Origin of the sequence: Colwellia sp. RSH04 (genome assembly GCF_003545765.1) — a bacterium.
Taxonomy (GTDB): Bacteria; Pseudomonadota; Gammaproteobacteria; order Enterobacterales; family Alteromonadaceae; genus Colwellia.
The window spans coordinates 61,638-84,225 of the sequence record NZ_QXIO01000007.1 but is presented as its reverse complement, the minus strand read 5'-3'; the positions used below and the strand labels follow the sequence as shown (position 1 = coordinate 84,225).

The 22,588-nt window shown below is 37.0% G+C and carries 21 protein-coding genes and 1 other RNA gene; 7 read left to right on the top strand and 15 right to left on the bottom strand.

Going from position 1 to position 22,588, the window contains the following annotated elements; translation table 11 throughout:
* Positions 1 to 71: 71 nt before the first annotated feature.
* From D1094_RS12705 to D1094_RS12680, 6 genes are read right to left on the bottom strand one after another with little or no spacing between them, the layout of a single operon-like run.
* Positions 72 to 404 carry a Na+/H+ antiporter subunit G gene (locus D1094_RS12705; protein ID WP_118960495.1) on the bottom strand — a complete coding sequence of 111 codons (333 nt, stop codon included), beginning with the start codon at positions 402 to 404 and terminating at the stop codon, positions 72 to 74.
* Between the two features lie 11 nt (positions 405 to 415).
* Positions 416 to 685, bottom strand: coding sequence for a K+/H+ antiporter subunit F (locus tag D1094_RS12700; protein ID WP_118960494.1), 270 nt, complete (start codon positions 683 to 685; stop codon positions 416 to 418).
* Positions 679 to 1,215, bottom strand: a complete 537-nt coding sequence (locus tag D1094_RS12695) for a Na+/H+ antiporter subunit E (protein ID WP_118960493.1) — start codon at positions 1,213 to 1,215, stop codon at positions 679 to 681. Before D1094_RS12695 ends, D1094_RS12700 begins: the two co-directional genes overlap by 7 nt.
* Positions 1,215 to 2,744 (bottom strand): monovalent cation/H+ antiporter subunit D, encoded by a 1,530-nt coding sequence (locus D1094_RS12690; RefSeq protein ID WP_118960492.1) that lies wholly within the window; start codon positions 2,742 to 2,744, stop codon positions 1,215 to 1,217. The genes D1094_RS12695 and D1094_RS12690 overlap by 1 nt, the downstream gene beginning before the upstream one ends.
* The gene (locus D1094_RS12685; RefSeq protein ID WP_118960491.1) at positions 2,741 to 3,109 is read right to left on the bottom strand and encodes a Na+/H+ antiporter subunit C; all 369 of its coding nucleotides are present in this window, start codon (positions 3,107 to 3,109) and stop codon (positions 2,741 to 2,743) included. The genes D1094_RS12690 and D1094_RS12685 overlap by 4 nt, the downstream gene beginning before the upstream one ends.
* Positions 3,109 to 5,901 carry a monovalent cation/H+ antiporter subunit A gene (locus D1094_RS12680; protein ID WP_118960490.1) on the bottom strand — a complete coding sequence of 931 codons (2,793 nt, stop codon included), beginning with the start codon at positions 5,899 to 5,901 and terminating at the stop codon, positions 3,109 to 3,111. The genes D1094_RS12685 and D1094_RS12680 overlap by 1 nt, the downstream gene beginning before the upstream one ends.
* A gap of 266 nt (positions 5,902 to 6,167) precedes the next feature.
* Between D1094_RS12680 and D1094_RS12675 the strand changes: the two genes are divergently transcribed.
* Positions 6,168 to 6,638 (top strand): Lrp/AsnC family transcriptional regulator, encoded by a 471-nt coding sequence (locus D1094_RS12675; RefSeq protein ID WP_118960489.1) that lies wholly within the window; start codon positions 6,168 to 6,170, stop codon positions 6,636 to 6,638.
* Between the two features lie 23 nt (positions 6,639 to 6,661).
* Here the strand turns inward: D1094_RS12675 and D1094_RS12670 are convergent, their stop codons facing one another.
* The 4 genes from D1094_RS12670 to grpE form a co-directional block, all read right to left on the bottom strand.
* Positions 6,662 to 7,327 carry a hypothetical protein gene (locus D1094_RS12670; RefSeq protein WP_118960488.1) on the bottom strand — a complete coding sequence of 222 codons (666 nt, stop codon included), beginning with the start codon at positions 7,325 to 7,327 and terminating at the stop codon, positions 6,662 to 6,664.
* A gap of 129 nt (positions 7,328 to 7,456) precedes the next feature.
* Entirely contained in the window at positions 7,457 to 8,587 is a 1,131-nt protein-coding gene (gene dnaJ / locus D1094_RS12665) for a molecular chaperone DnaJ (RefSeq protein ID WP_118960487.1), read from the bottom strand.
* Positions 8,588 to 8,894: 307 nt separating this feature from the next.
* Complete coding sequence (gene dnaK / locus D1094_RS12660; RefSeq protein ID WP_118960486.1) at positions 8,895 to 10,820, bottom strand: molecular chaperone DnaK; 1,926 nt, start codon at positions 10,818 to 10,820, stop codon at positions 8,895 to 8,897.
* Between the two features lie 303 nt (positions 10,821 to 11,123).
* Positions 11,124 to 11,762, bottom strand: coding sequence for a nucleotide exchange factor GrpE (gene grpE / locus D1094_RS12655; protein ID WP_118960485.1), 639 nt, complete (start codon positions 11,760 to 11,762; stop codon positions 11,124 to 11,126).
* A 165-nt stretch (positions 11,763 to 11,927) separates the two neighbouring features.
* Between grpE and nadK the strand changes: the two genes are divergently transcribed.
* From nadK to D1094_RS12640, 3 genes are all read left to right on the top strand, one after another.
* Entirely contained in the window at positions 11,928 to 12,809 is an 882-nt protein-coding gene (gene nadK / locus D1094_RS12650) for an NAD(+) kinase (protein WP_118960484.1), read from the top strand.
* 146 nt (positions 12,810 to 12,955) lie between these two features.
* On the top strand, positions 12,956 to 14,641 hold the full coding sequence (gene recN / locus D1094_RS12645; RefSeq protein WP_118960483.1) for a DNA repair protein RecN: 1,686 nt from the start codon (positions 12,956 to 12,958) through the stop codon (positions 14,639 to 14,641).
* 152 nt (positions 14,642 to 14,793) lie between these two features.
* Positions 14,794 to 15,180 carry an outer membrane protein assembly factor BamE gene (locus D1094_RS12640; RefSeq protein ID WP_118960482.1) on the top strand — a complete coding sequence of 129 codons (387 nt, stop codon included), beginning with the start codon at positions 14,794 to 14,796 and terminating at the stop codon, positions 15,178 to 15,180.
* Positions 15,181 to 15,247: 67 nt separating this feature from the next.
* On the opposite strand, the gene D1094_RS12635 is transcribed toward D1094_RS12640, so the two are convergent.
* Entirely contained in the window at positions 15,248 to 15,628 is a 381-nt protein-coding gene (locus D1094_RS12635; RefSeq protein WP_118960481.1) for an RnfH family protein, read from the bottom strand.
* A gap of 2 nt (positions 15,629 to 15,630) precedes the next feature.
* Positions 15,631 to 16,071: a type II toxin-antitoxin system RatA family toxin gene (locus D1094_RS12630; RefSeq protein ID WP_118960480.1), complete on the bottom strand. Its 441-nt coding sequence runs from the start codon at positions 16,069 to 16,071 to the stop codon at positions 15,631 to 15,633.
* A 148-nt stretch (positions 16,072 to 16,219) separates the two neighbouring features.
* On the opposite strand from D1094_RS12630, the gene smpB reads away from it, so the two are divergent.
* The 3 genes from smpB (at position 16,220) to ssrA (ending at position 17,897) form a co-directional block, all read left to right on the top strand.
* A complete protein-coding gene (smpB, locus tag D1094_RS12625) occupies positions 16,220 to 16,699 on the top strand; it encodes an SsrA-binding protein SmpB (RefSeq protein WP_118960479.1) in 480 nt (159 codons plus the stop codon).
* Positions 16,700 to 16,874: 175 nt separating this feature from the next.
* Complete coding sequence (locus D1094_RS12620) at positions 16,875 to 17,348, top strand: phosphate-starvation-inducible PsiE family protein (RefSeq protein WP_118960478.1); 474 nt, start codon at positions 16,875 to 16,877, stop codon at positions 17,346 to 17,348.
* 198 nt (positions 17,349 to 17,546) lie between these two features.
* Positions 17,547 to 17,897, top strand: a transfer-messenger RNA (tmRNA) gene (gene ssrA / locus D1094_RS12615).
* A gap of 234 nt (positions 17,898 to 18,131) precedes the next feature.
* Here ssrA and D1094_RS12610 read toward each other — a convergent pair.
* Genes D1094_RS12610 through D1094_RS12600 form a run of 3 tightly spaced genes read right to left on the bottom strand, consistent with a single transcriptional unit; the run spans position 18,132 to position 22,568 of the window.
* Positions 18,132 to 18,476: a TapY2 family type IVa secretion system protein gene (locus D1094_RS12610; protein WP_118960477.1), complete on the bottom strand. Its 345-nt coding sequence runs from the start codon at positions 18,474 to 18,476 to the stop codon at positions 18,132 to 18,134.
* Position 18,477: 1 nt separating this feature from the next.
* A complete protein-coding gene (locus D1094_RS12605) occupies positions 18,478 to 18,885 on the bottom strand; it encodes a type IV pilin protein (RefSeq protein WP_118960476.1) in 408 nt (135 codons plus the stop codon).
* Positions 18,885 to 22,568 (bottom strand): pilus assembly protein, encoded by a 3,684-nt coding sequence (locus D1094_RS12600; protein ID WP_118960475.1) that lies wholly within the window; start codon positions 22,566 to 22,568, stop codon positions 18,885 to 18,887. Before D1094_RS12600 ends, D1094_RS12605 begins: the two co-directional genes overlap by 1 nt.
* Positions 22,569 to 22,588 lie beyond the last annotated feature (20 nt).

Sequence of the window (22,588 nt, the reverse complement as noted above, 5' to 3'; positions counted from 1 at the left end):
TACAAACCTACAGTGATACGTAAACTTATAGGTGTATACGATTTTTACCTGTTCTATATAAAATGTAAGAGTTAAACATCATCTTCAATATTATCTTTACCTTGGGTACGCTCTATACTTTCAACCTTATGATGAATAGCCGACTTAATCATCATATAGCCACTAATAGGAGCCGTTAATAATAAAAATAATGAGATGAGTATTTCTTTCATACTCAGATCAGCTTGTGTATTACTAAAAAAAACCATTGAAGCGGTTAATAAACAGGCCATACCTAATGTAGTTGCCTTTGTAGGCCCATGAAGACGCATAAAAAAGTCAGGCATTTTAACTAAACCAATAGAACCCACAAGTACAAAAGCACCGCCGATTAATAGTAAAATAGAAACAATCCATTCAAACATTACTTAAAACCTTATTCTATAATATCGCCACGCAACAAGTACTTACATACTGCTACCGTACTAACAAAACCAAGCATTGCAATAAGCAGCGCGGCCTCAAAATATAATGAAGTGCCTGAACTCATGCCGTATAAAATAATTAAAGCAATACTATTAATATACATAGTATCAAGAGCGAGAATCCTATCAGGAGTCGATGGTCCAACTAATAAACGCCATAAGTTCAAAATTAACGATATCCCTATCATAGCAAAAACAATTAATATCACAGTTTCTAGCATTGAAATATCTCCATAAGAGGCGCCTCATAACGCTGTTTAATGGTATTTATTAACGCTTGTTCATCTTCTAAATTAAGCACATGAATTAATAAATATCGTTGCTCTGGCTCTTCACTCTCTTCAAGGCTTTCTTCCCAAGGGTACACTTCTGCACTAACAGTACCAGGGGTTAATGACACCGTACTAGCTAGAATGGTAATAGGAGTGCTATGAGTTAAATCTAGCGGTACTTTTACAAAGCCAGGCGTTAGCTTTCTAGTTGGGCCCAAAATCAATATAGCTACCTGAACATTTGCGGTAATAATGTCGTAAAGCACTAACATTAAGTGTCGAAATGCTAAACCTGGCTTAGCAACTATTGGCTGATTCGTTCTAAATGGGCTAATCGCTATTGGGATAATAATAGCCAGAACTACCGCTAAAATAATATGCCCTGCTGACAAACTATTATTCAACAACAACCAAACTACAAAGAGTAAAAAACTTAGGAATGGCGAGGGAAGCCATTTTGATGGTGAATCTGTGCGCATTACTTACCTCCCGAAAGAATAACGTTAACATTATTATTAAAATCATGAAGTTGAGTTGCAGCACTTTGCGAATACTCACTTAATGAGCCCGCAAAAAGAGTCATTAACGGCGCACTAGAAATAAGAATAATAATTGCGACTAACTGCATAGAGTTAACTATTCTAGGCCTTACTGATTCAGCTTTGATATCTTTTTGCGTGTTTGAGTGATTCCAAAACACTGTACTTCCCGCTTTAGTTACCGCAACTAACACAGCAAGACTTGCAAGTAAGTATATTGTCCAGAATATCTCGCTATTATTTATATTAACCGTTTCTTTAAGCAGCCAAACCTTAGCGATAAAACCTGATAATGGTGGCATACCAATGACACTGATGCCGGCAATGAGGAAACAAACTCCCAATAACTTCGGCTGTAACATTGGCGGACCAGCTTCAATGCGATCAAAAACATGTCCTCGTTGTCTGCCAATAATATCAGCAATCAAAAATAATGCTGCTGTTACTAAGGTTGAATGAACCAAATAATAGATAGCTGCTGCACTTGAGCCCACAGTCTGCACAGAGATGAGTACAACTAGGGTGCCAACGGAAACAATAACCAAATTGGCCGTCAATTTACTTAAACTTTTACTCGCTAAAACACCTATAGATCCCATCATTATTGTGATAAGTGCTAACCACCATAACCAATTCTGTGCAACATGACTTAACTCTCCAGCGTGTTCACCGAATATAAGCGTATAAAAGCGCATCATCGAGTAAATGCCAACTTTTGTCATAATCGCAAAGAGTGCTGCGACAACAGGCATTGCACTAGCATAAGTATTTGGCAACCATAAATGCAGTGGTAATAACGCCCCTTTCAAAGCAAAAACAACCAATAGCAACAAGCCACCTATTTTTGCTAAATAAACATCATCCCCTTGTAATAAAGAGACTTTTTGTGCCATATCAGCCATATTTAGCGTACCTAAAACGCCATATAAAATACCAAGGGCAATCAAAAAAACAGCTGAGCCAACTAGATTCAAAATAACATAGTGCAAAGCAGCACGTGTACTGCGCTTTTGGCCACCATGCATTAACAAAGAATAAGAAGCGATCAATAACACTTCAAAAAACACAAATAAATTAAAAGCATCGCCCGTTAAAAACGCACCATTCACCCCTAACACCAGAAAATGTAATAAAGGATGAAAAAAATTGCCTTTATCATCATCACCGCTACTAGCATATAAAGTACAAACAAAACCAAGTAAAGTGGTTAAACAAACAAGAATAGTTGATAAAGGATCTGCGACTAAAACAATACCAAAAGGGGCACTCCAATCACCTATTGCATAAACCTGTGTACCATTCCCGTTAACGGTCAACAATAGTATGATTGACACTAATAATGTTAGCGCGCCTAAACTTAACGAGGTAATTCGTCTGTTCATTTTTGTTTTACCAAATGGCGACATTAAAAGCATAACGCCAGCAAGCATTGGTATTAGAATAGGTAAAAAAATTAAATGCTGACTCATGGTTTAACCTTTCTCTTTTTTATAATCTTTTTCACTGGTACTTCAACTTCATAACCATCCACATGATCAGTCCCTAAATCGGCTCGGCCTCTGATAGCTAAAATCACCACAAAGGCAGTCATTGCAAAACCAATCACTATGGCTGTGAGAACAAGTGCCTGAGGTAAAGGATCAGCATATTCAGAGCTATAACCTAATACCGCCGCTTTATTTAAACTAAGTCGCCCTGCTGAGAATAAAAATAAATTAACCGCGTAAGAAAACATCGTTAACCCTAAAACAACCGGAAAAGTTCTAGCGCGTAAAATCAAAAAGACACCACAGGAGACTAGAACCCCGATGCAGGAAGCGTAGAGAAGCTCCATTAAATATTTACCTCTTTTTTAGATTCGTTCATGGTTAATTGACCAAGACTTGCCAAAATCATCAATGTAGAACCAACAACCGTTATATACACACCTAAATCAAACACTAAAGCACTTGCTAGCTCTATCTCACCAACCAATGGCAGATTAAAATAATCAAACCACGTTTTCATAAATGGCCTTCCAAAGAACCAACTGCCCACCCCAGTAAAGAGTGCAATGGCTACACCCACGGCAATTATTTTACGATAGTTAATCGTCAATCGTTGACCAATCCAATGGGAACCATGAGCAATATATTGCAATATAAACGCAACTGCAGTCACTAAACCGGCAATGAAACCTCCGCCAGGTAAATTGTGACCTCGAAGGAAGATATAAAAAGAGACTAATAATGCTAACGGCAATAACGACTGCGAAATACTCGCTAATAAAATAGGGTAACGTTCTTTTGCCCAAGGTCTACCTTTACTATCACTCGTTGGCATAATAAGCGGAAGGTTAATTAATAACTTATAAATACCTAAGGCGGCAATACCTAAGACACAGATTTCACCTAAAGTATCAAAGCCTCGAAAATCAACCAGAATAACATTAACTACATTGGTGCCGCCGCCGCCAGTTTTTGCATTAGCTAAAAAGAAGGCTGAAATAGAATCAAGTGGGCGTGTAATTAATGCATAACAAATACTTGCAACTACAATACCTAACGCACCCGAAATACCAATATCGCGCAAAATGCGCATCGAACTTGATTCTCTTGGTGAGTGTTGTGGCAAGAAAAACAATGCCAACATAAGTAAAATAATAGTCACAACTTCAACGGTTAATTGTGTCAAAGCTAAATCTGGCGCTGAAAAGCGAGTAAAAGCAATTGAAGCCATCAAGCCAACAACAGAGAGCATGATTAACGAGACTACCCTGTTGCTATACCAAATAACGGTACTAATAGCGCCAACAATTAATAAGCCAGCCCCCATAGCGTTAAATACATCAATAGGTGTTAGTGCTTTTTGCCCACCTAATTGGTTCATTTCAAACAACGGCCATCCAGCAAAAAGTAAAACAATCAAAAACATCAGCGTTAAATAACGTTGTAAAGAACCATTTTCGATTTTACTCACCTTAGCTTGACACCAGTTTGTGATGCTTAGCATGGCTTTATCAAACATTTTCTTAGCATTTAAAGACGGTAAAGAGTCTTGAAATTTGAATAGATATCGTCGCTGGCTATACAAAAACAAGCCACCACAAACGGCAATAGCACTCATTAATAACGGTAAGTTAAATCCATGCCATAGTGCGACTTCATAATCAGGCACATGACCACCAATGGTCGCTAATGAAGCTGCTGATAAAATATCATCAACAACAAAATTTGGAATGATTCCTACCACCAAACATAATGCAACTAAAACTTCTATAGGAAGACGCATAGACCGAGGAGCTTCTTTGGGTTGTTTCGGTAAATTAACAGGTTCACCATTAAAGAAAACATCGTGAATAAATCGAGCAGAATAAGCAACAGCAAACGCCCCTGCTACGGTAGCAAGAACAGGGATTAACCAAGACATTGAGCCTAATAATTGCTGATGTAAGGTTTCAGCAAAAAACATTTCTTTAGATAAAAAACCATTTAACAGTGGCACACCTGCCATTGCCGCAGCAGCAACCATTGCTAATGTAGCGGTATAAGGCATATAACGCCACATACCATTAATTTTTCGCATATCACGGGTACCGGTTTCATGATCAATGATCCCCGTCGCCATAAATAAAGACGCTTTAAAAGTTGCATGGTTAATAATATGAAAGATTGCAGCAACAGCAGCAAGCTCAGTATTTAAACCAAACAGCATCGTAATCAAGCCTAAATGACTAATCGTAGAATAGGCTAACAACCCTTTTAAATCATGTTTAAATAACGCGACATACGCTGCAAATAACAAGGTGGTAAGCCCAGTAAAACTCACTAGAATAAACCATATATCAGAACCTGCTAATGCGGGATAAAAACGGGCTAAAAGGAAAACTCCTGCTTTAACCATCGTTGCCGAGTGCAAATATGCGCTAACAGGTGTTGGTGCAGCCATCGCATGAGGTAACCAAAAATGAAAGGGAAACTGAGCTGATTTAGTAAATGCCCCTAAAAGAATCAACACTAACGTAACTTCATACAACGCATGATTTTGGATAATTTCTTTACTTGCTAAAATTACATCTAAACTATAGCTGCCAACCATATCTCCAAGTAACAGTAAACCTGCTAATAGAGCCAAGCCCCCAGCACCGGTTATGGCTAATGCCATAATAGCACCTTCGCGCGCTTCTGATTTTTGCCACCAATAACTAATCAACAGAAAAGAGCTAATACTGGTTAACTCCCAAAAAAACCATAATTGTATGACATTATTCGACATGACAATGCCAAGCATTGCTGTCATAAATAACATTAAATAGGTATAAAGTTTTGGTAAGGAGTCGTTATTACTCACATAGTAGCGGGCATAAAATATCACTAATATCCCAATGACTAATATCATAAAAACGAATAGCAGCGCTAAGCCATCTAAGCGAAAAGCAATTTCAATACCCAATAAGGGTATCCAAGAGAAACTTTCTCGAATTACTTCGCCTGAGAAAACAGTTGGTGCAAGACTTATAGTCATGAGTAATGCAATTATAGGCATCAACAACGTTAATCTCGTCGATTGGTTACGAGTCAATGTATTGGTCATTGAAGAGATAATACTGCCAAGTAAGGATAACAGGGGTATCCAAAGCAAAGTCATAGCGTACCTTTTTAATTGTTCTAATTGGAAATAAGCAAGGTCATAATATGTCAAATCACCTTACACTAGCAAATATTATCACTGTGAAAATTTGTAACAACTGTAACACCACAAGCCCCTATTTTCATTTAAAGCGTAAAAGTCATTGGGGTTTTTCTATCATTTAGGCTAATAGTTCAAACAATATGCTTTTTTGACTAGTTTATCGACCCGTAATAAGTGTAGAATTTATCTTATTAAAGTGGTAATTGACTTACAGGTGAATAATGAAAAAACTAGACAGTATCGATTTGAAAGTATTAACCATTTTATATAACGATGCTGATATTACCAACAAAGAATTGGCCGCTAAAATAGGTATTGCCCCTTCTACTTGTTTAGAACGTGTAAAAAGGTTAAAACAAAGCGGAGTTATTAAAGGCGCCTTCATCGATGTAAACTTAAAAACCATTGGTGGTAATATTGAAGCTATTGCCGCGATTCGACTTCAGCCTTACTCAGAACAGATTGTAAATAAATTCCGTGACGATTTATTAAACTACCCTGAAATACTTAATCTTTACCATATGGGTGGAAGTTACGATTACTATATTCATATGTCAGTTAAAGATAGTGAACATTTACGCCAGTTTGTTTTCAAAAACATTACCTCTCGTGATGAAGTCACAACGGTAGAAACATCACTTGTTTTTGAACATAGCCGCAGTGGAATATTACCTAATTTTGGTGATGAATAATCCCACTGAAGCTCTTATTTTAATTAATGTTTTTTGAAGTCTTCCGTTTCAAAATATAATGGCGTCATACTACCGCAATTTATAAATTTAAATTGCGTTTCTTGCTCTGTTGGCACAGCTGACGATGTTTTAAAGCGTGATAAACAACCAGCTTCAACATCAATATGTATTAGTTGGTCATAACTTGGCGCTTGTTGTATGCGGTGTACATATATTTTATAGTTTTTACTTAACGATATTGCATCATACTCCTGCTGAGTGCTAGATTCAGCAATATCTGTTAGTTTTCTCACATACAGTTGTTTACTAAAGTTTAGTGTCATATTTTCGTAAACCAGCATGCCTCCTCTTTCAAAATGTCCTGCGTATACATCAGCAGTGATTACCAGTTTATCTCCACGAATAAGCTGATCTAAATTAAATGGTTGCGGTTTGATGGTTGTTAACCGCCCATCTCTTACCGTTTGTAATAAAGCTAAATCCTTAGACTCTAATTTGTAAATTAATTGAACATCATGTGGTTTGTGGTACAGAGGTAAGTGTGATGCATAGATAGTTGAGCTATGGCTAACTAATACCATACCGTGTACCCCCATATAACTTGGGTCTAACGGTCTAAGTGGCTTATCTTCAGCAAGGGCAAAGCAACTCTGAACAAGTAATAATAAAACAGAAAATATCAACTTCATAAGTGCATTCTCAATAACTTAACAGTGAGTTTAATGAACTTTAGTATAATTTAAATAAGCAAAAAAAAATCCTACCGAAGTAGGATTTTTATAATTTAACGATTTTTCACAAGATTTTTAACTGTTTTACTACGACTTAAGGTCATCAAAAAACTTTTTCACATCGTCAAAAAATCCTTTCTCTTTAGGGCTATGCTTTTTGCTACTTTTACCCATTTTCTCTTCAAGGCTTCTTAGTAACTCAGCTTGATCACCAGATAAATTAACAGGTGTTTCAATAACCACCTTGCACATTAAATCTCCAGTAGAAGAGCTTCGTACAGACTTCACACCTTTACCGCGTAAGCGGAACATTTTCCCTGTTTGTGTCTCTTTAGGTACTTTCAGCTTCACTTTTCCGCCCAAGGTAGGAACTTCAATTTCGCCACCTAAAGCTGCCGTAGTGAAGCTAATAGGCACTTCACAATATAAATGATTTTCATCACGAACAAACACAGGGTGATCATTTACATTGACTTGAACGTATAAGTCACCTGCTGGCGCACCACTTTCACCGGCTTCACCTTCACCTGACAAGCGAATTCTATCGCCAGTATCAACACCTGCAGGTATTTTAACAGATAATGTTTTTGTTTTTTCAACACGGCCTTGTCCTCGACATGAAGTACAAGGATCAGTAATTACTTTACCTTTACCGCTACACGTTGGACACGTTTGTTGTACCGCGAACAAACCTTGACGCATCTGAACTTGACCATGACCATGACAAGTAGAACAGGTTTTAGCACTAGTACCTTTTTTAGCACCTGAGCCATCACACGGTTCACACGACACGTATGTTGGTACTTTAATTTCTAAGCTTTTACCCTTAACCGCATCTTCAAGACTTAATTCAACGTTGTATCGTAAATCAGAGCCACGTTGTTGACGCTGACGTCCACGGCCACCACCGCCAAATATGTCACCAAATATATCGCCGAAATCTTGACCAAAGCCACCACCTCCGCCAAAACCGCCGCCACCATGACCGCCTTGTTCAAACGCTGCATGGCCATACTGATCATATGCCGCACGTTTTTGATCATCATTAAGTACTTCGTAAGCTTCTTTAACTTCTTTAAAAGTTTCTTCCATTGATTTATCGCCCTTAGTTCTATCAGGGTGATATTTCATCGCCATTTTCTTATAAGCTTTTTTAATTTCGCGTTCAGAGGCGTCTTTAGCGACACCTAGCACTTCATAATAATCACGTTTTGACATAAATTTATTCTTTACTTCATGTTGATTGATACTAATTTTATTAGTTTCTTCACAACTCTTTGAGATATAGAGTAAAAAAAACCAAGAAAATAAAAACCAAATTAATAATTAAATACGACTTTTTAACATACAAAAAGCGCCGAGAAATATCGACGCTTTAAAAAGAGGACGTAGTCTAACTCTTTTACTCACTAAGATTAAGTTATATTGCTTTAGTTCAAGAAGAAGGCATAGAGCGTATAATTATACGTGAGTACCTTCGACGCCGAAATGAAGCAATATAACGACAGCTTAGTTATGTAAAAAACTACTTATCGTCTTTTACCTCTTCAAATTCAGCGTCTACTACATCGTCAGCAGGAGCTCCATTTGCATCGCCTTCAGGCGCTGCGCCTTCTGGTGCACCTTGAGCTTGTGCTTTTGCTTGTGCAATTTCCATTAATTTCGCAGATGCTTCCATTAATGCTTGTTGCTTCGCTTCAATTGCTTCTTTGTTGTCGCCTTTAAGAGCGTCTTCAAGTTCAGTAATAGCTGTTTCAATTTTTTCTTTATCTTCACTAGGTAGTTCGTCACCCGCTTCTTCAATTTGTTTACGTGTTGCGTGAACAATACCATCAGCTTGGTTACGAGCTTGAATTAACTCTTCAAACTTAGCGTCTGCATCAGCGTTCGCTTCAGCATCACGTACCATTTGTTCTACTTCATCATCTGATAAACCTGAAGAAGCTTTAATGGTAATCTTCTGCTCTTTACCTGTGTTCTTATCTTTAGCTGTAACATGCAAGATACCATCAGCATCAATATCAAAGGTTACTTCGATTTGTGGCGTACCACGTGGCGCTGCATCGATACCTTCTAGGTTAAATTGACCTAAAGATTTATTCGCAGAAGCTTGCTTACGCTCACCTTGCACTACATGAACAGTTACAGCAGATTGATTATCTTCAGCAGTTGAGAATGTTTGCGACTGCTTAGTAGGAATCGTTGTATTTTTATCAATAACCTTAGTCATTACACCACCCATTGTCTCAATACCTAGAGATAATGGCGTAACATCTAATAATAATACGTCAGTTACATCACCTGAAAGTACACCAGCTTGTACCGCAGCACCTGAAGCTACTGCTTCATCAGGGTTAACATCTTTACGAGGCTCTTTGCCAAAGAAGTCAGTCACTGTCTTTTGTACTAATGGCATACGTGTTTGACCACCAACCAAGATAACGTCATTAACGTCACTTACTGATAAGTCAGCATCTTTAAGTGCTTGTTTCAATGGCTCTAATGTTGCTTTAACCATATCTTCAACTAATGACTCTAATTTCGCACGGCTGATTTTAATGTTTAAATGCTTAGGACCAGAAGCATCAGCAGTAATGTAAGGTAAATTTACATCAGTCGATTGCGCAGAAGACAGTTCACATTTTGCTTTTTCGGCACCTTCTTTCAGACGTTGCATTGCTAACGGATCTTTTGTTAAATCCATGCCTGAATCTTTCTTGAATTCAGCTACTAAGTAATCAATTAAGCGGTTATCGAAATCTTCACCACCTAAATGAGTATCACCATTTGTCGCTAATACTTCAAAAGTATGCTCGCCTTCAACTTCATCAATTTCAATAATTGAAATATCAAAAGTACCACCACCTAAATCGTATACAGCAACAACTTTGTCACCTTCTTGCTTGTCCATACCGTAAGCAAGCGCTGCGGCAGTTGGCTCGTTGATGATACGTTTAACATCAAGACCCGCAATACGGCCAGCATCTTTTGTTGCTTGGCGTTGTGAATCGTTGAAATAAGCAGGAACTGTAATTACCGCTTCTGAAATTGTTTCACCTAAATAATCTTCAGCTGTTTTCTTCATTTTCTTAAGAACTTCAGCTGATACTTGTGGTGGAGCAACGTTTTTATCACGTGCTGTAACCCAAGCATCACCGTTTTCGGCTTTAACAATACCAAATGGCATGATATCAATATCACGTTGTACTTCTTTGTCTTCAAAACGACGACCAATTAAACGTTTAATCGCGAACAAGGTGTTCTTTGGATTTGTTACTGCTTGGCGTTTAGCAGGTTGACCTACTAATGTTTCGCCGTCATCAGTGTAACCAATGATTGAAGGGGTTGTACGATCACCTTCTGCATTCTCAATAACACGTACTTTCTCGCCGTCAAGAACAGCTACACATGAGTTAGTTGTTCCTAGGTCAATACCGATAATTTTGCCCATCTTTGGAGCTCCTATTCATAAAATATAAGTTAATTCTGTTGTTGAAATAGTAAGTGGGGTCAGCAAAATGCTTTTCAATAGAAAAATTAAAAAAACTTTCTTTTTTATTGATAAATAGTAGAAAATATTTTGTAGTGATTTAACTATTTAGGAGGAAGGTAAGGACAATAAAAACAAAAAAGAACATTTGCTTCACGATTCTCATTAAATAGAAAGCTTTGCCCAGCTAAAATATTACAATTAAATAACAGGCATAAAAAAAGCAAAGGCAGTTACCTTTGCTTTTTAAGATAAATTTTTTAGTTATGCACTTGCATCAACACTTGGCGCTTTTGAAACCATTACCATTGCTGGTCTAATTAAACGTCCGTTTAATTCATAACCTTTTTGCATTACCGCTATAACAGTATTTGGAGCAACGCCTGGTACTTCTTGCATAGACATCGCTTGATGCTGATCAGGGTTGAAAGGTTGGTCTTGAGGATTTATTGCTTTAATGGCAAATTTTTCTAACGAAGATATTAATCCTTGCAATGTTAATTCAATACCTTCAACAACACTCTTATTGCTTTCATCGTCTTTATCGATATTTTCTAGAGCACGCTCTAAATTATCAACCGTTGTTAACATTTCACCGGCAAACTTCTCCAATGCAAACTTACGGGCCTTTTCAACATCTTGAGCAGAACGACGACGAACGTTGTCAACTTCAGCCTTAGCTCGAATAACAGAATCTTTTTGATCAGAAACTGTCGCTTTTGCTGCAGCTAGTGCAAGTTCCAATTCATTAATTCTTTCTTGCTCTTCACTGATAACTTCATGAGCATGTTCATGCTGCTCTTCAACTTGTTCTTCAGCCTGTTTAACAATCTCATCTGCTAATTGTTCAGGTGTCAATTCTGCGTTTTGTGCATCTTTATTCTCTGTTGACTCATTTGTCATGAAAAACTCCAAAATAAAACTATAATGCTGACATTATGGGGGCTAGCTAGATTGATTCAAGTATCAATTTAAAAAATTTATAAAAAGTGAACTTTACAATGACGTAAAATCCAGCGAAACTGCAAGTATAGCAAGGTATTAACTAACAAAAGAGCAAAATAAATTATGGCTCAAAAGTACAAAACTATTGGTCTTATTGGTAAACCAAATCATGACGGTGCTAGTGCCACAATAGAAACGTTACATACATACTTATTAAAAAATAAGTATGACGTTATTGTAGAACAAGCCGTTGCAAATTCAATGTCATTACATTCTATGAAAACAGGTACACTCACAGAAATCGGCGAAGCCGCAGATGTAGCTATTGTTGTAGGTGGTGATGGCTACATGCTTGGTGCAGCAAGAGTTTTAGCATGCTTTGATATAGGTGTTATTGGTGTTAACCGTGGCAATTTAGGCTTTTTAACGGATCTTTCTCCACAAGATTTACTAGAGCCTTTAAGCGAAATTTTAGCAGGTAACTCTCGCTCAGAGCAACGTTTCATCGTTGAAGCTGAAGTATACCGACATGGCCGACTTAAAAGCTCAAACAGTGCAGTAAATGAAGCAGTACTTCATGCAGGTAAAGTTGCCAGTATGATAGAGTTTGAAGTCTATATTGACGGTTCATTCATGTTTAGCCAACGTTCAGATGGTTTAATTATTTCAACACCAACAGGTTCTACAGCTTATTCGATGTCAGCTGGTGGGCCAATTTTAACACCAAACTTAAATGCACTGTCTCTCGTACCAATGTTTCCACACACGTTAACTAGCCGACCCATAGTTGTTGATGGTGATAGCGAGATAAAGTTAGTACTTGCTAACGACAATCACGAAAATTTACAGGTTAGTTGTGATGGTCATGTCATTCTAGCTGTAATGCCGGGCGATGAAGTTATCATAAAGAAAAGTCCATACACTATTCGATTAATTCACCCACTTGATCATAACTACTTCAACGTACTACGTAATAAGTTGAGTTGGGGTAATAAGCTCTACTAAGCAATTAATACAGCCTTGAAAAACAAAAAATTATAGAAGCATACCGACATTATTTGAGCAAATAGCTTGCATAAAAACCAGTAACTGTATAAATTAACAGTTACTGGTTTTTTATTCATGTACTTAAACATCAAATAGGTTGACTTATGTTATTGCAACTCAACATACAAAACTTCGCAATTGTTCGCTCGTTAGATATCGACTGGCAATCGGGTATGACAACAATTACAGGTGAAACTGGTGCAGGTAAATCTATCGCAATAGATGCTTTAGGGTTGTGTTTAGGGGATCGAGCGACGACAAATGTTGTCCGCCCTAATAGTAAAAAGGCCGAATTAGCAGCAACCTTTGATACGACAAAGAATAAAGCAGCTCAGACGTGGCTGAAAAAAAGCGACCTGAATTTGGATGACGAAGACACGAGTCATGAATGCATTTTAAGACGTGTTATATCTGCAGAAGGACGCTCAAAAGCCTATATAAATGGTATCCAAGTACCATTGACTCAATTAAAAGAAATTGGCCAATTACTGATAAACATTCACGGGCAGCATGATCATCAATTAATTGTCAAAGCAAGTGAGCAATGTCGATTACTCGATAGTTATGCTAATCATCAAACACTACTTGATGATGTAAAGCACTACCATTATCAATGGAAAAAATTATCTAAAGAACTCGATTTATTACAAAAAACCAAACAAGAAAATGAAGCAAAAAAACAACTTTTACAATATCAAGTAGATGAACTGAATGAATTTTCGTTACAAACCGATGAGTTTTCATCGTTAGAGTCTGATTATAAACGTCACAGTAATGCCCAAGATCTACTCGACTCAACCTTGGCCTCATTGCAGCTTCTTTCAGAAAATGAAAACACAAACATCATTGATTCATTAAGAAGGTGTAGCGATAACATAGGTGACTTATCACGCGTTGATCCAGAATTAAAAAATGTAGCCAACTTACTTAATGAAGCCTTAATTCAGCTTGATGAAGCAAATAGCGATCTTCAGCATTATTACCAGCAATTAGAACTAGACCCACAATATTTCTCTTTGATAGAAGAACGTTACTCTACTGCAGTACAACTAGCGAAAAAACACCAAGTGTCTCCTGAAAACCTTGTCAATTTTCATCAATCATTAATCAATGAACTGAGTGCAATCTCAGATGACGAATCAAGGTTAGCTTTAATTGTTGATGAAATTGATACGAATAAACAACACTACATAGATTCTGCGATAACATTATCAAACTCACGCAAAAAAGCTGCTAAGAATTTAAGCGCTTTGATAACTAGCAGTATGCAAGAACTTAATATGCCTCATGGACAATTCTATATAGAGGTAAGCAGAGCAAAATGCGATGCACTTTCAATTAATAGTAAAGGAATTGATACCATTAGCTTTCAGGTAAGTATAAATCCAGGGCAAGCATTAGAGGCTATGCATAAGGTTGCCTCAGGTGGTGAATTATCACGAATTAGTTTAGCTATGCAAGTAATACTCGCGGATAAAGTTATCACACCTACATTAATATTTGATGAAGTAGACGTTGGTATTAGTGGCCCTACAGCAGCGATGGTAGGGAGTAAACTTCAACAATTAGCAAGGAATACACAAGTTATTTGTGTTACACACCTACCGCAAGTGGCTTGTAAAGGGCATCAACAATTATTTGTTAGTAAATTAACTGATGGTGAACACACAGAAACACAGGTTACGGAACTTAATGATCAAAAGAGAATCAAAGAGATAGCTCGTCTACTCGCTGGAGATAAAATATCTCAACATAGCTTAGCAAATGCGGAAGAACTTTTAGCTGGCTAATACTGACTAATAGATATGAGCTACTAGTAATAGATAAGGATAAATACTGTGTTCATATATAATATTTACCTATTTTAAGTAAAAAATATTTTGTAACTCATGCCTAGCTTAGTTATTATGCCAGCTCACACTTTTTAGGATATTTAAATTTAATGTTGTTTCGTGTTGCCGCTATTGCCATCGCTTTATCACTTTCTGCCTGCTCAAGCTGGGTTTATCGTATCGATATTCCTCAAGGAAACTATCTTGAACAAAAGAGTATCGACAAACTCCAAGTGGGTATGACCAAAGAACAAGTAAAATTTATACTTGGCAGCCCCGTGGTAGTTGACGCCTTTAATAAAGATGCATGGCATTATGTATATAAATTTAAATCAGGCAGAAATAAGAAATATAATAGTAAAAAAGCTTTTATATTAACCTTTAAAGAAGATAAATTAATTGATGCAAATGGTGACTTCACGTTACCTGAGAACTTTTATACGCCATTTAATGAAGTAACTGAGACTGAAAAGCGAAAAGAAAAATTCAAACAATAGTTCACTATTGAACATGCATAATAAAAACCTAAAAGGCTTATTTATGCATGTTCTAAGCAATCGATTGTTACGCCTTTGTGTCTGCTCTTAACGGATTAACGCGACCACCTGTCGTTTTATCAGCCCGCCCTTCTTCTTTTGCTTTTTCAGCACGTCTTTTACGTACTTCTTTAGGGTCAGCAATCAAAGGTCGATATATTTCAATTCTATCAAGATCATGCAAAGCATCAGATAGCTTTACCGCACGATTCCAGATGCCTACTTTATTCAAATTGAGGTCTATTTCAGTAAATAAATCCATCATCCCTGACTCTAAAATAGCTTGTTCCACAGTACAACCTTGAGGCACAGGTAAAGACATAAGTTTCTGCTTATGCGGTAAACCATACACAACTTCTACCTGAATCATGTCGTTAACTTCAATTACTTTATCGTTAGAAATAGTCATTACTAATTACCTGTTCCATAAACATGCTTCGCTCTTTGAGTGAATACTTGTACTAAGCTATTACTAAAATGATTGAAAACTTTACCAAAAGCAAATGAGACAACTTTATTAGAAAATTCATATTCTAGCTCTAAGCACACTTTACAAGAGTCTTCAGACAAGGGAGTAAAAGTCCAGTTTCCCTGTAGTTTTCTAAATGGTCCATTAACCAAATCCAAATGTATTTGTTCATTGGATATTAATGTGTTTTTAGTAGTAAACCACTTACTCAAACCACCTTTAGATACCAGCAACGCAGCTGTAACAGTGTTCCCATCGCAAGCAATAACTTTGCTATCATTACAGTCAGGTAAAAACTCTGGATATTTAGCAATATCATTTATCAAATCAAACATCTGATCTACACTGTGCATCACTAGTGCACTACGACTTATGGTTGGCATTGAACCCCCTGGAAAATGAACGGGGCTATAATAGCAAAATGACAGAAAAAGCACATTACTCAATAAATCTTTCCATGAAATAAAATATTTATGTAAAAAGGATATTTTGTCAGTATAATCATCGGCGAAACATACGGTAAAGAATGACATGACCAAGAAAAAATCAAAAAAATCTAACAGTAATACAATTGCTTTAAATAAAAAGGCGAGACACAACTATACACTTTCTGACAAATTTGAAGCAGGTATGAGTCTTCAAGGTTGGGAAATTAAAAGTATACGCAGTGGTAAAGTAAATATCTCAGACTGCTATGTACATCTTAAAGATAGAGAAGCTTATTTAGTTGGTGCTGAAATACAGCCTTTAACAGCGGCTTCTAGTCACGTTGTTTGTGAACCAACCAGGCCAAGAAAGTTACTTTTAAATCGACGTGAATTAGATAAACTGGTTGGCGCAGTAGAGCGAAATGGCTATTCATTGATTGCAACAGCGATGTATTGGAAACAATGCTGGGTGAAATTAGAGTTTCACTTAGGTAAGGGTAAAAAAGATCATGATAAACGTGCTGATATTAAAGATAGAGAATGGAAGGTCGAACAAGGCCGTATGATGAAACACAAGCAATAAGTAAGCACATAAAGAAGCTTTCTTACTTTTTAATATCCACGCTAAAGTACTCACTTTAAACACTTCATTAATGCTATAAGGTACTTATATTTTATAGCGATTTTACTTTACTGATCGAGTAATATGATATGAGCTTTTAATGAATTTAGATCATCGGCAATATTAAGGTTACGTAATGGATAATCAGCAATCAAGTAATGTACATCACGAAGAGCTTTCTCAGGAACACCCTATTCCCTTAATAAGGCATTTGCACTCTGTTATCAGAGGCTCTGTAAAGGTATTAGCTGTACTGATGGTTGCGGTAATTTTGTGGGGGGTAGTAGACGTATTATATGTTATATATCAAAAGCTGATGACTCCACCAATGTTTTTACTTGATGTAAATGACATCTTCCAAGCCTTTGGCGCCTTCATGGTTGTACTTATCGCAATTGAAATATTTATTAATATTCGACTTTATCTAGGCACCAATGAATTTCCAGTCAAATTAGTTGTTGCTACCGCCTTAATGGCGATTGCACGAAAAGTCATTGTTATGGATTTAGAAAAAATCACATCTGACTATATATTTGCAATAGCAGCAGTCGTTTTATCACTTGGTATTACATACTGGCTACTGTCTCGAGATATAGAATCATCAAAATAGAAATACAATTGTGTTCTATTTACTCTCAAAAGCATAACTCAACACATATTACACTAAATATAATTTTCCTATTATTAAATAACACGCCTGTTCAACCATTACACCTTGATGTAACTTGATATAAAGGTTAAAATTGCCAGCAGTAATTAATAATAAAGTTATTAATTACTGCTTAACTCCAAGGGTAAAAGAGTAATCGGGGCGGATTCAGGATTCGACAAGATTCACGAAACCCAAGGTGCATGTCCAGGGGCGGTTGGCCTGGTAAAAAGCCGCAAAACTATAATTGCAAACGACGATACGTTCGCACTAGCAGCTTAATGCTAGCCATCACCTTATAGACTTGTCTATTGTCTCGAGGATTGATGGTCACCCTAAGTAGACTAGCGAGGGAAGCACGCTTGAGGCCGAACCGCGAAATAGTATCAAGCTCACCATGACGAAGCCTGTCGATTGGCGTCTAATTGGCTAAATAAATGATCGACTAAACATGTAGGACCGAGGATGTAGGTTTTTTGGACGGGGGTTCAACTCCCCCCCGCTCCACCACCTTCAATATTAAAGACGCCCAAGGGCGTCTTTTTTTTCGTCTGTAACTAACAAGCATAGTCAAAAACCGTTGAATTGAAACGAAGTAGCGAAAGTTGAAGCCGATTTAACTACTTCAAAGACAATATAATGAACAAAGTAAGAAAGGAAATAAAAAAGGCCTGTAACTATAGTTACAGGCCTTTTATTGAAAACCATCAACAGTTATCTGCACGAGACATAGACTCTAGCTATCTATCTTGGTAAGTTTTTATCAAAATTATTAGCTTTTAAGTTTTTAAAGCGCTCATTTTCTTTTACACACTCAAAAACCTTATGAATAGGTTTGTTCGCCTTATCTACACCATTTTTATGAGAGTAATGATATAAAGATTGACTTGCTTGTTTAGCTTTGTGGAAATTACCTGTTACTTGTCTAATATCATATCCAATTCCTCCACTATATTCCACAAAGCATTTGTACGTAACGCGCTCTTTTTTTTGCCCTTTTGAAAGACTATAATCTTGCGCAATCAAAGGTGTCGCGATTAAACTGCCAATCATAAGAGCAACAAGCCCTAGTTTTTTTAGATTAAACATCCTATTTCTCCCAACAGTCTGCACTTGTACCGCCTTTGGTACCTGTTTCATCAATAGTTAAAGTTTTGCATTCCGTATCTTTTGCTTGAGCATCTTTAGCCGTTGCAGTTAAAACAAATGTTACTCCATTCACTGTTGCGTCAATATCATAATTTCCATGCTCTGTTTCATGGGGATCAGCTTTCATCCCTAGTGCTTTCATATCCTCAGTATAATTTCTCGTATCAACAAATACTTGCTCCTGTAAGTTTGCTAAGCGAACTAACTCCCTCTGTGCTTCTACTCTATTACTTCTAGTAATAAATTCTGTATAAGATGGATATGCTACCGATGCTAAAATGCCCATAATAGCCACAGCGATAAGCATTTCAATTAATGTAAATCCTATTGATTTCTTTCTATTAGTCATTATTGAGCCTCTTCAACAAAGATATATGTTCTAGATGCATCTAAAGTAAAGTCTACTTCAATAATTTCGTCACCAACAATAATATCGCCTACAGATTTATCCTTGGTCTTATCATCACCATCATCTTCAGGTAGCACAATAAGTGTTGGCTTTCCTAAAAAGTCATTATTGATATCAATAAACCGATTATCGCCTTCTCTTATGTCTGTAAAATTCTTATGTTTTTTAATTCCTAAAGCTAGATCGACGGCAAACAGTGAACCTACACCTGCAGGTGGCTTACAGCTCACTAATTCATCAGCATCTTGTGGCGGAGTATAGGTTGTGTAATAAGCAATCCCTTTAATCGCTAGCGCTTCAGCCGAGCTTTTTTCACCGTTAGCTAAGTTTACATACCAGCCCGATTTATTACTAACTTGTTTTTGTAATGTTTCTAAATCAGTTGTAGACATTTCTTTATAATCTTTAAACGGATTATCAGTATAGTTAAATAAATCTGTACCCGTTATCAAAGATGGCGTTGGGTCAACATTAAAGTCTTGAGCTAATATATTGCTATCTTTAATCATAAATAACTGATCGGTAGTGTCAGCTCCTAATGGATTAGATCTATCACCACTACCAATAAGTAGAGCATCGTATGGAATTTCTTGATGTACTGTTATTTTATCAGTTTTGCCGTCTTTATCTGTTATTGTCGTCTCAATTGTCTCTGATATAAATGTACGAACTATACTTGGAGCATAAAAGAATCGACGATCAGTAGCATTAGTTGTTCCACCTAAGGAGGCGAGTTTAAAGACTGAAAACTCATCTATATCTGTTCCTAGCATATCAACTCGCCAAATGTTACCTCCAGTATCGGCTACATATAATCTATCGGTTAAGCCATCACCCGAACTGTCAAGTAATGAAACACCGGCAGGGATACTGTCATTTCCAGGAAATGTTGTAACTTTATCACCTCCATCTGGCGTCATACTCCACAATAAAGCGCCTGTTTTAGCATCTAACATATACGTAGAGGTTCCCATACTATCGGCTGTACCTGGGCCACTAGCATCTTTATTTACATCATAGCCACCACCAATAAACACAACTGGGCTCGCTGAATCACCACTTGCATTGAGTGCTGAATATCCTATTTTTGGTTTTGACCAAGATTGTCCTAAATGCGAAAAGCCTGAAGAGTTCTTATCTTTATGCCACATTAATTTAGGCACACCATTTGGATTAGAAATATCTAACGCATAGTATGAGTTACCTCCACGCCTTAACCCAAAAAATATCCATGCTGTATCGGTGCCATCTATTTGACCATTGCCATCTTTATCATTAAGGTGAACTGTTATTTCTCCATCAATGCCATAGACTTTATCTCCTGATGAATAATTATCACGTAATGTACTTATATTTGGTAAAAATTCTTTTGGCATAAAAGCCCATGTTTCTGATACTGAATCACCATCATCATCAAACATGTGTAAAGCACCTGCATTTGTGCCAACAATAATCCGGATAGTATCATTACCATAGTTAACCACTAAAGGTTTAGAGTGAAGCGGATCACCAAAAATATCGTTACGGATATCATCAGTTTCCGTATCTTCATCTTCATCATCAACATCCATTCCCATAGACCAATTCAGCATATCATTGATAGCTTCACTTTCAATATCATCACCATTTATATCTGTAGCACCTGAAACATTTAATGCTTCAGCTAGCAAAGCTTGGCTTGTATATGCTGTTTCAAGAGTTGTACGATTATAGGTTATTAAGCTACCAACACCTGCATCAGTATATATAGTTCGATCATCAATACTAGAAAGGCTTGAAAACCATGATGCTACTCCCCCTTCATCAACTTTATCGCCATCGGCAGTTGGTGACCAAAAACTTTTTGAATTAGCACAAAATGATCTAATACCGTCGTTAGTAGTACAAATGGCATTGTTACCATGAACGTCTGTTATTTCACCGTCTACTGCTTTGTATTTTTTCAAGTTACCTTGCCAGCGGGGAGAGTTTTGCGGGTTAAACATAGCAAAGTAAACAGAATCAAGAGTTTGCGTTCTATCAAAGTTATTAGCAGCAACAGAAGCTGATGTTAAGCTATCATTAGCTGGTGCTATGTTATTCACTATCCTCTCTATCGCTTCTTTGAGCTCTTGAGAATTACCCGCATGCGTGTAGGTTCCCTTACCTCTTTTTGCTGTTTCATCTAATAAAGCTTCTGCAGAACTTGCACCATCACTAAAGCCAATCGTATGGGTGAATACTAATTGTTCGCCATCTGTTTCAGTACTAACATCATAATTACTCATCCAACTTGCTAACGCAGGCATATAACTACTAGAATATACTGAGTTGTTAAATACGTCGTAAGGTCCTTGTCCATCACCTGGTGTTGGTGGAGTATCAGTAAAGTTTATTGTTTCCATTACTAACTCACCATCCGCATTTTCTGTCTTTATTGACGTTGTTAGTCCCTGAATTTTAGTATTAGCATGAGCATCATTCTGCGGCTTACCATCAGTAATTAAAATCACATGTGCGATACTATTAGCACAACTACCAAAAGGGGTTTGATATTTAGAACTATCTGAATCAGATATTGCATCGGCACTCATTGGCGGTCTATTTTTTATATAACTGTAACTTGGCACATTAATATCATCATCACCATACTCTATCTCCTCTCCTGCGAAATACTGTCTTGATTCATAAAGAGATTCACATAATGGTGTTGAACCTTTAGCATCCAATTTCTCGTTGATTAAATCAATAAGATCTGTTCTCGCTGATGTGGTCATTGATTCAATAGGCATAACTATTCGCCCACCGTTACCACTATCATCAGAATCCCCGTAATTAAAGTTAAAAACCTCTAAACCAAAATCAACAGAAGGAGTTGTTTGAATCACTTCAGTTACAGCATTTTTTGCTTGTTGCAACCTAGATAAGTCGCCGTAAGTAACACTTTGATTATAGTGCCAACGCAAATACTTTGCCGTATAAAGCGTGACTAACTTGCCCGAAGACCAATCTATATTTGTACTAGTTTTACTACTATCATGATATACAGGGTTTTTCTTAGTGTATTGATCGTTTACAGGATAGCCGTTAGGTAAACCATTTGAATTTATAACATTACCTTCATTTATTACCGTCCCGGCGCTATCGACAATATAGGCATCATCTTCACAATCTATTACCTGTATGTCCGCACCATTATTTTTAGGAACTTCAGTCCAGGTACCGCTATTTCCTTTTGATGTAAATTCACGAACACGTCCAGTGTAGGTACCGTACTTAGCAAGAATAGCTTTTGACGATTCACAACTATTAATTAATGCTAAAAAACGTCTAGCATCATTAGGGCCTGTAGGGATAATCGATTCACCGTCTGCACCAGCAATATTAAAATATAACATGTTGTCAGCAAAGGCATGAGTTGGCCCTATGGCCTCATAAGTCTCTAAAGGGTCGAAAGCATTTTTGATGTCTGTATCCACATGTGTCATGCTGCCGGAAGTATCAAAAATAATTAATATTTTCATCCCCTTCCCTGCTTGTCTTACAACATCACTTACATACAACTCAGTATCATCACTAAAACTAAGTTTGGTAATAGTTAGCAATATCAACACTAAAAAACTTTTTAGTAAAAGCTTTCTCATTATCTCGTCCTCTTGGTCAG

What these genes read in the sequence shown, in the direction of transcription:
- D1094_RS12695 (WP_118960493.1), bottom strand. Translation starts at nt 1,215, where the DNA reads ATGCGCACAGATTCACCATCAAAATGGCTTCCCTCGCCATTCCTAAGT.
- D1094_RS12705 (WP_118960495.1), bottom strand. Translation starts at nt 404, where the DNA reads ATGTTTGAATGGATTGTTTCTATTTTACTATTAATCGGCGGTGCTTTT.
- D1094_RS12630 (WP_118960480.1), bottom strand. Translation starts at nt 16,071, where the DNA reads ATGCCAACCATAAGTCGTAGTGCACTAGTGATGCACAGTGTAGATCAG.
- D1094_RS12700 (WP_118960494.1), bottom strand. Translation starts at nt 685, where the DNA reads ATGCTAGAAACTGTGATATTAATTGTTTTTGCTATGATAGGGATATCG.
- recN (WP_118960483.1), top strand. Translation starts at nt 12,956, where the DNA reads ATGTTATTGCAACTCAACATACAAAACTTCGCAATTGTTCGCTCGTTA.
- dnaJ (WP_118960487.1), bottom strand. Translation starts at nt 8,587, where the DNA reads ATGTCAAAACGTGATTATTATGAAGTGCTAGGTGTCGCTAAAGACGCC.
- D1094_RS12670 (WP_118960488.1), bottom strand. Translation starts at nt 7,327, where the DNA reads ATGAAGTTGATATTTTCTGTTTTATTATTACTTGTTCAGAGTTGCTTT.
- D1094_RS12690 (WP_118960492.1), bottom strand. Translation starts at nt 2,744, where the DNA reads ATGAGTCAGCATTTAATTTTTTTACCTATTCTAATACCAATGCTTGCT.
- D1094_RS12605 (WP_118960476.1), bottom strand. Translation starts at nt 18,885, where the DNA reads ATGACTAATAGAAAGAAATCAATAGGATTTACATTAATTGAAATGCTT.
- grpE (WP_118960485.1), bottom strand. Translation starts at nt 11,762, where the DNA reads ATGACAAATGAGTCAACAGAGAATAAAGATGCACAAAACGCAGAATTG.
- D1094_RS12635 (WP_118960481.1), bottom strand. Translation starts at nt 15,628, where the DNA reads ATGACTATTTCTAACGATAAAGTAATTGAAGTTAACGACATGATTCAG.
- smpB (WP_118960479.1), top strand. Translation starts at nt 16,220, where the DNA reads ATGACCAAGAAAAAATCAAAAAAATCTAACAGTAATACAATTGCTTTA.
- nadK (WP_118960484.1), top strand. Translation starts at nt 11,928, where the DNA reads ATGGCTCAAAAGTACAAAACTATTGGTCTTATTGGTAAACCAAATCAT.
- D1094_RS12610 (WP_118960477.1), bottom strand. Translation starts at nt 18,476, where the DNA reads ATGTTTAATCTAAAAAAACTAGGGCTTGTTGCTCTTATGATTGGCAGT.
- D1094_RS12685 (WP_118960491.1), bottom strand. Translation starts at nt 3,109, where the DNA reads ATGGAGCTTCTCTACGCTTCCTGCATCGGGGTTCTAGTCTCCTGTGGT.
- D1094_RS12640 (WP_118960482.1), top strand. Translation starts at nt 14,794, where the DNA reads ATGTTGTTTCGTGTTGCCGCTATTGCCATCGCTTTATCACTTTCTGCC.
- D1094_RS12600 (WP_118960475.1), bottom strand. Translation starts at nt 22,568, where the DNA reads ATGAGAAAGCTTTTACTAAAAAGTTTTTTAGTGTTGATATTGCTAACT.
- D1094_RS12675 (WP_118960489.1), top strand. Translation starts at nt 6,168, where the DNA reads ATGAAAAAACTAGACAGTATCGATTTGAAAGTATTAACCATTTTATAT.
- dnaK (WP_118960486.1), bottom strand. Translation starts at nt 10,820, where the DNA reads ATGGGCAAAATTATCGGTATTGACCTAGGAACAACTAACTCATGTGTA.
- D1094_RS12680 (WP_118960490.1), bottom strand. Translation starts at nt 5,901, where the DNA reads ATGACTTTGCTTTGGATACCCCTGTTATCCTTACTTGGCAGTATTATC.
- D1094_RS12620 (WP_118960478.1), top strand. Translation starts at nt 16,875, where the DNA reads ATGGATAATCAGCAATCAAGTAATGTACATCACGAAGAGCTTTCTCAG.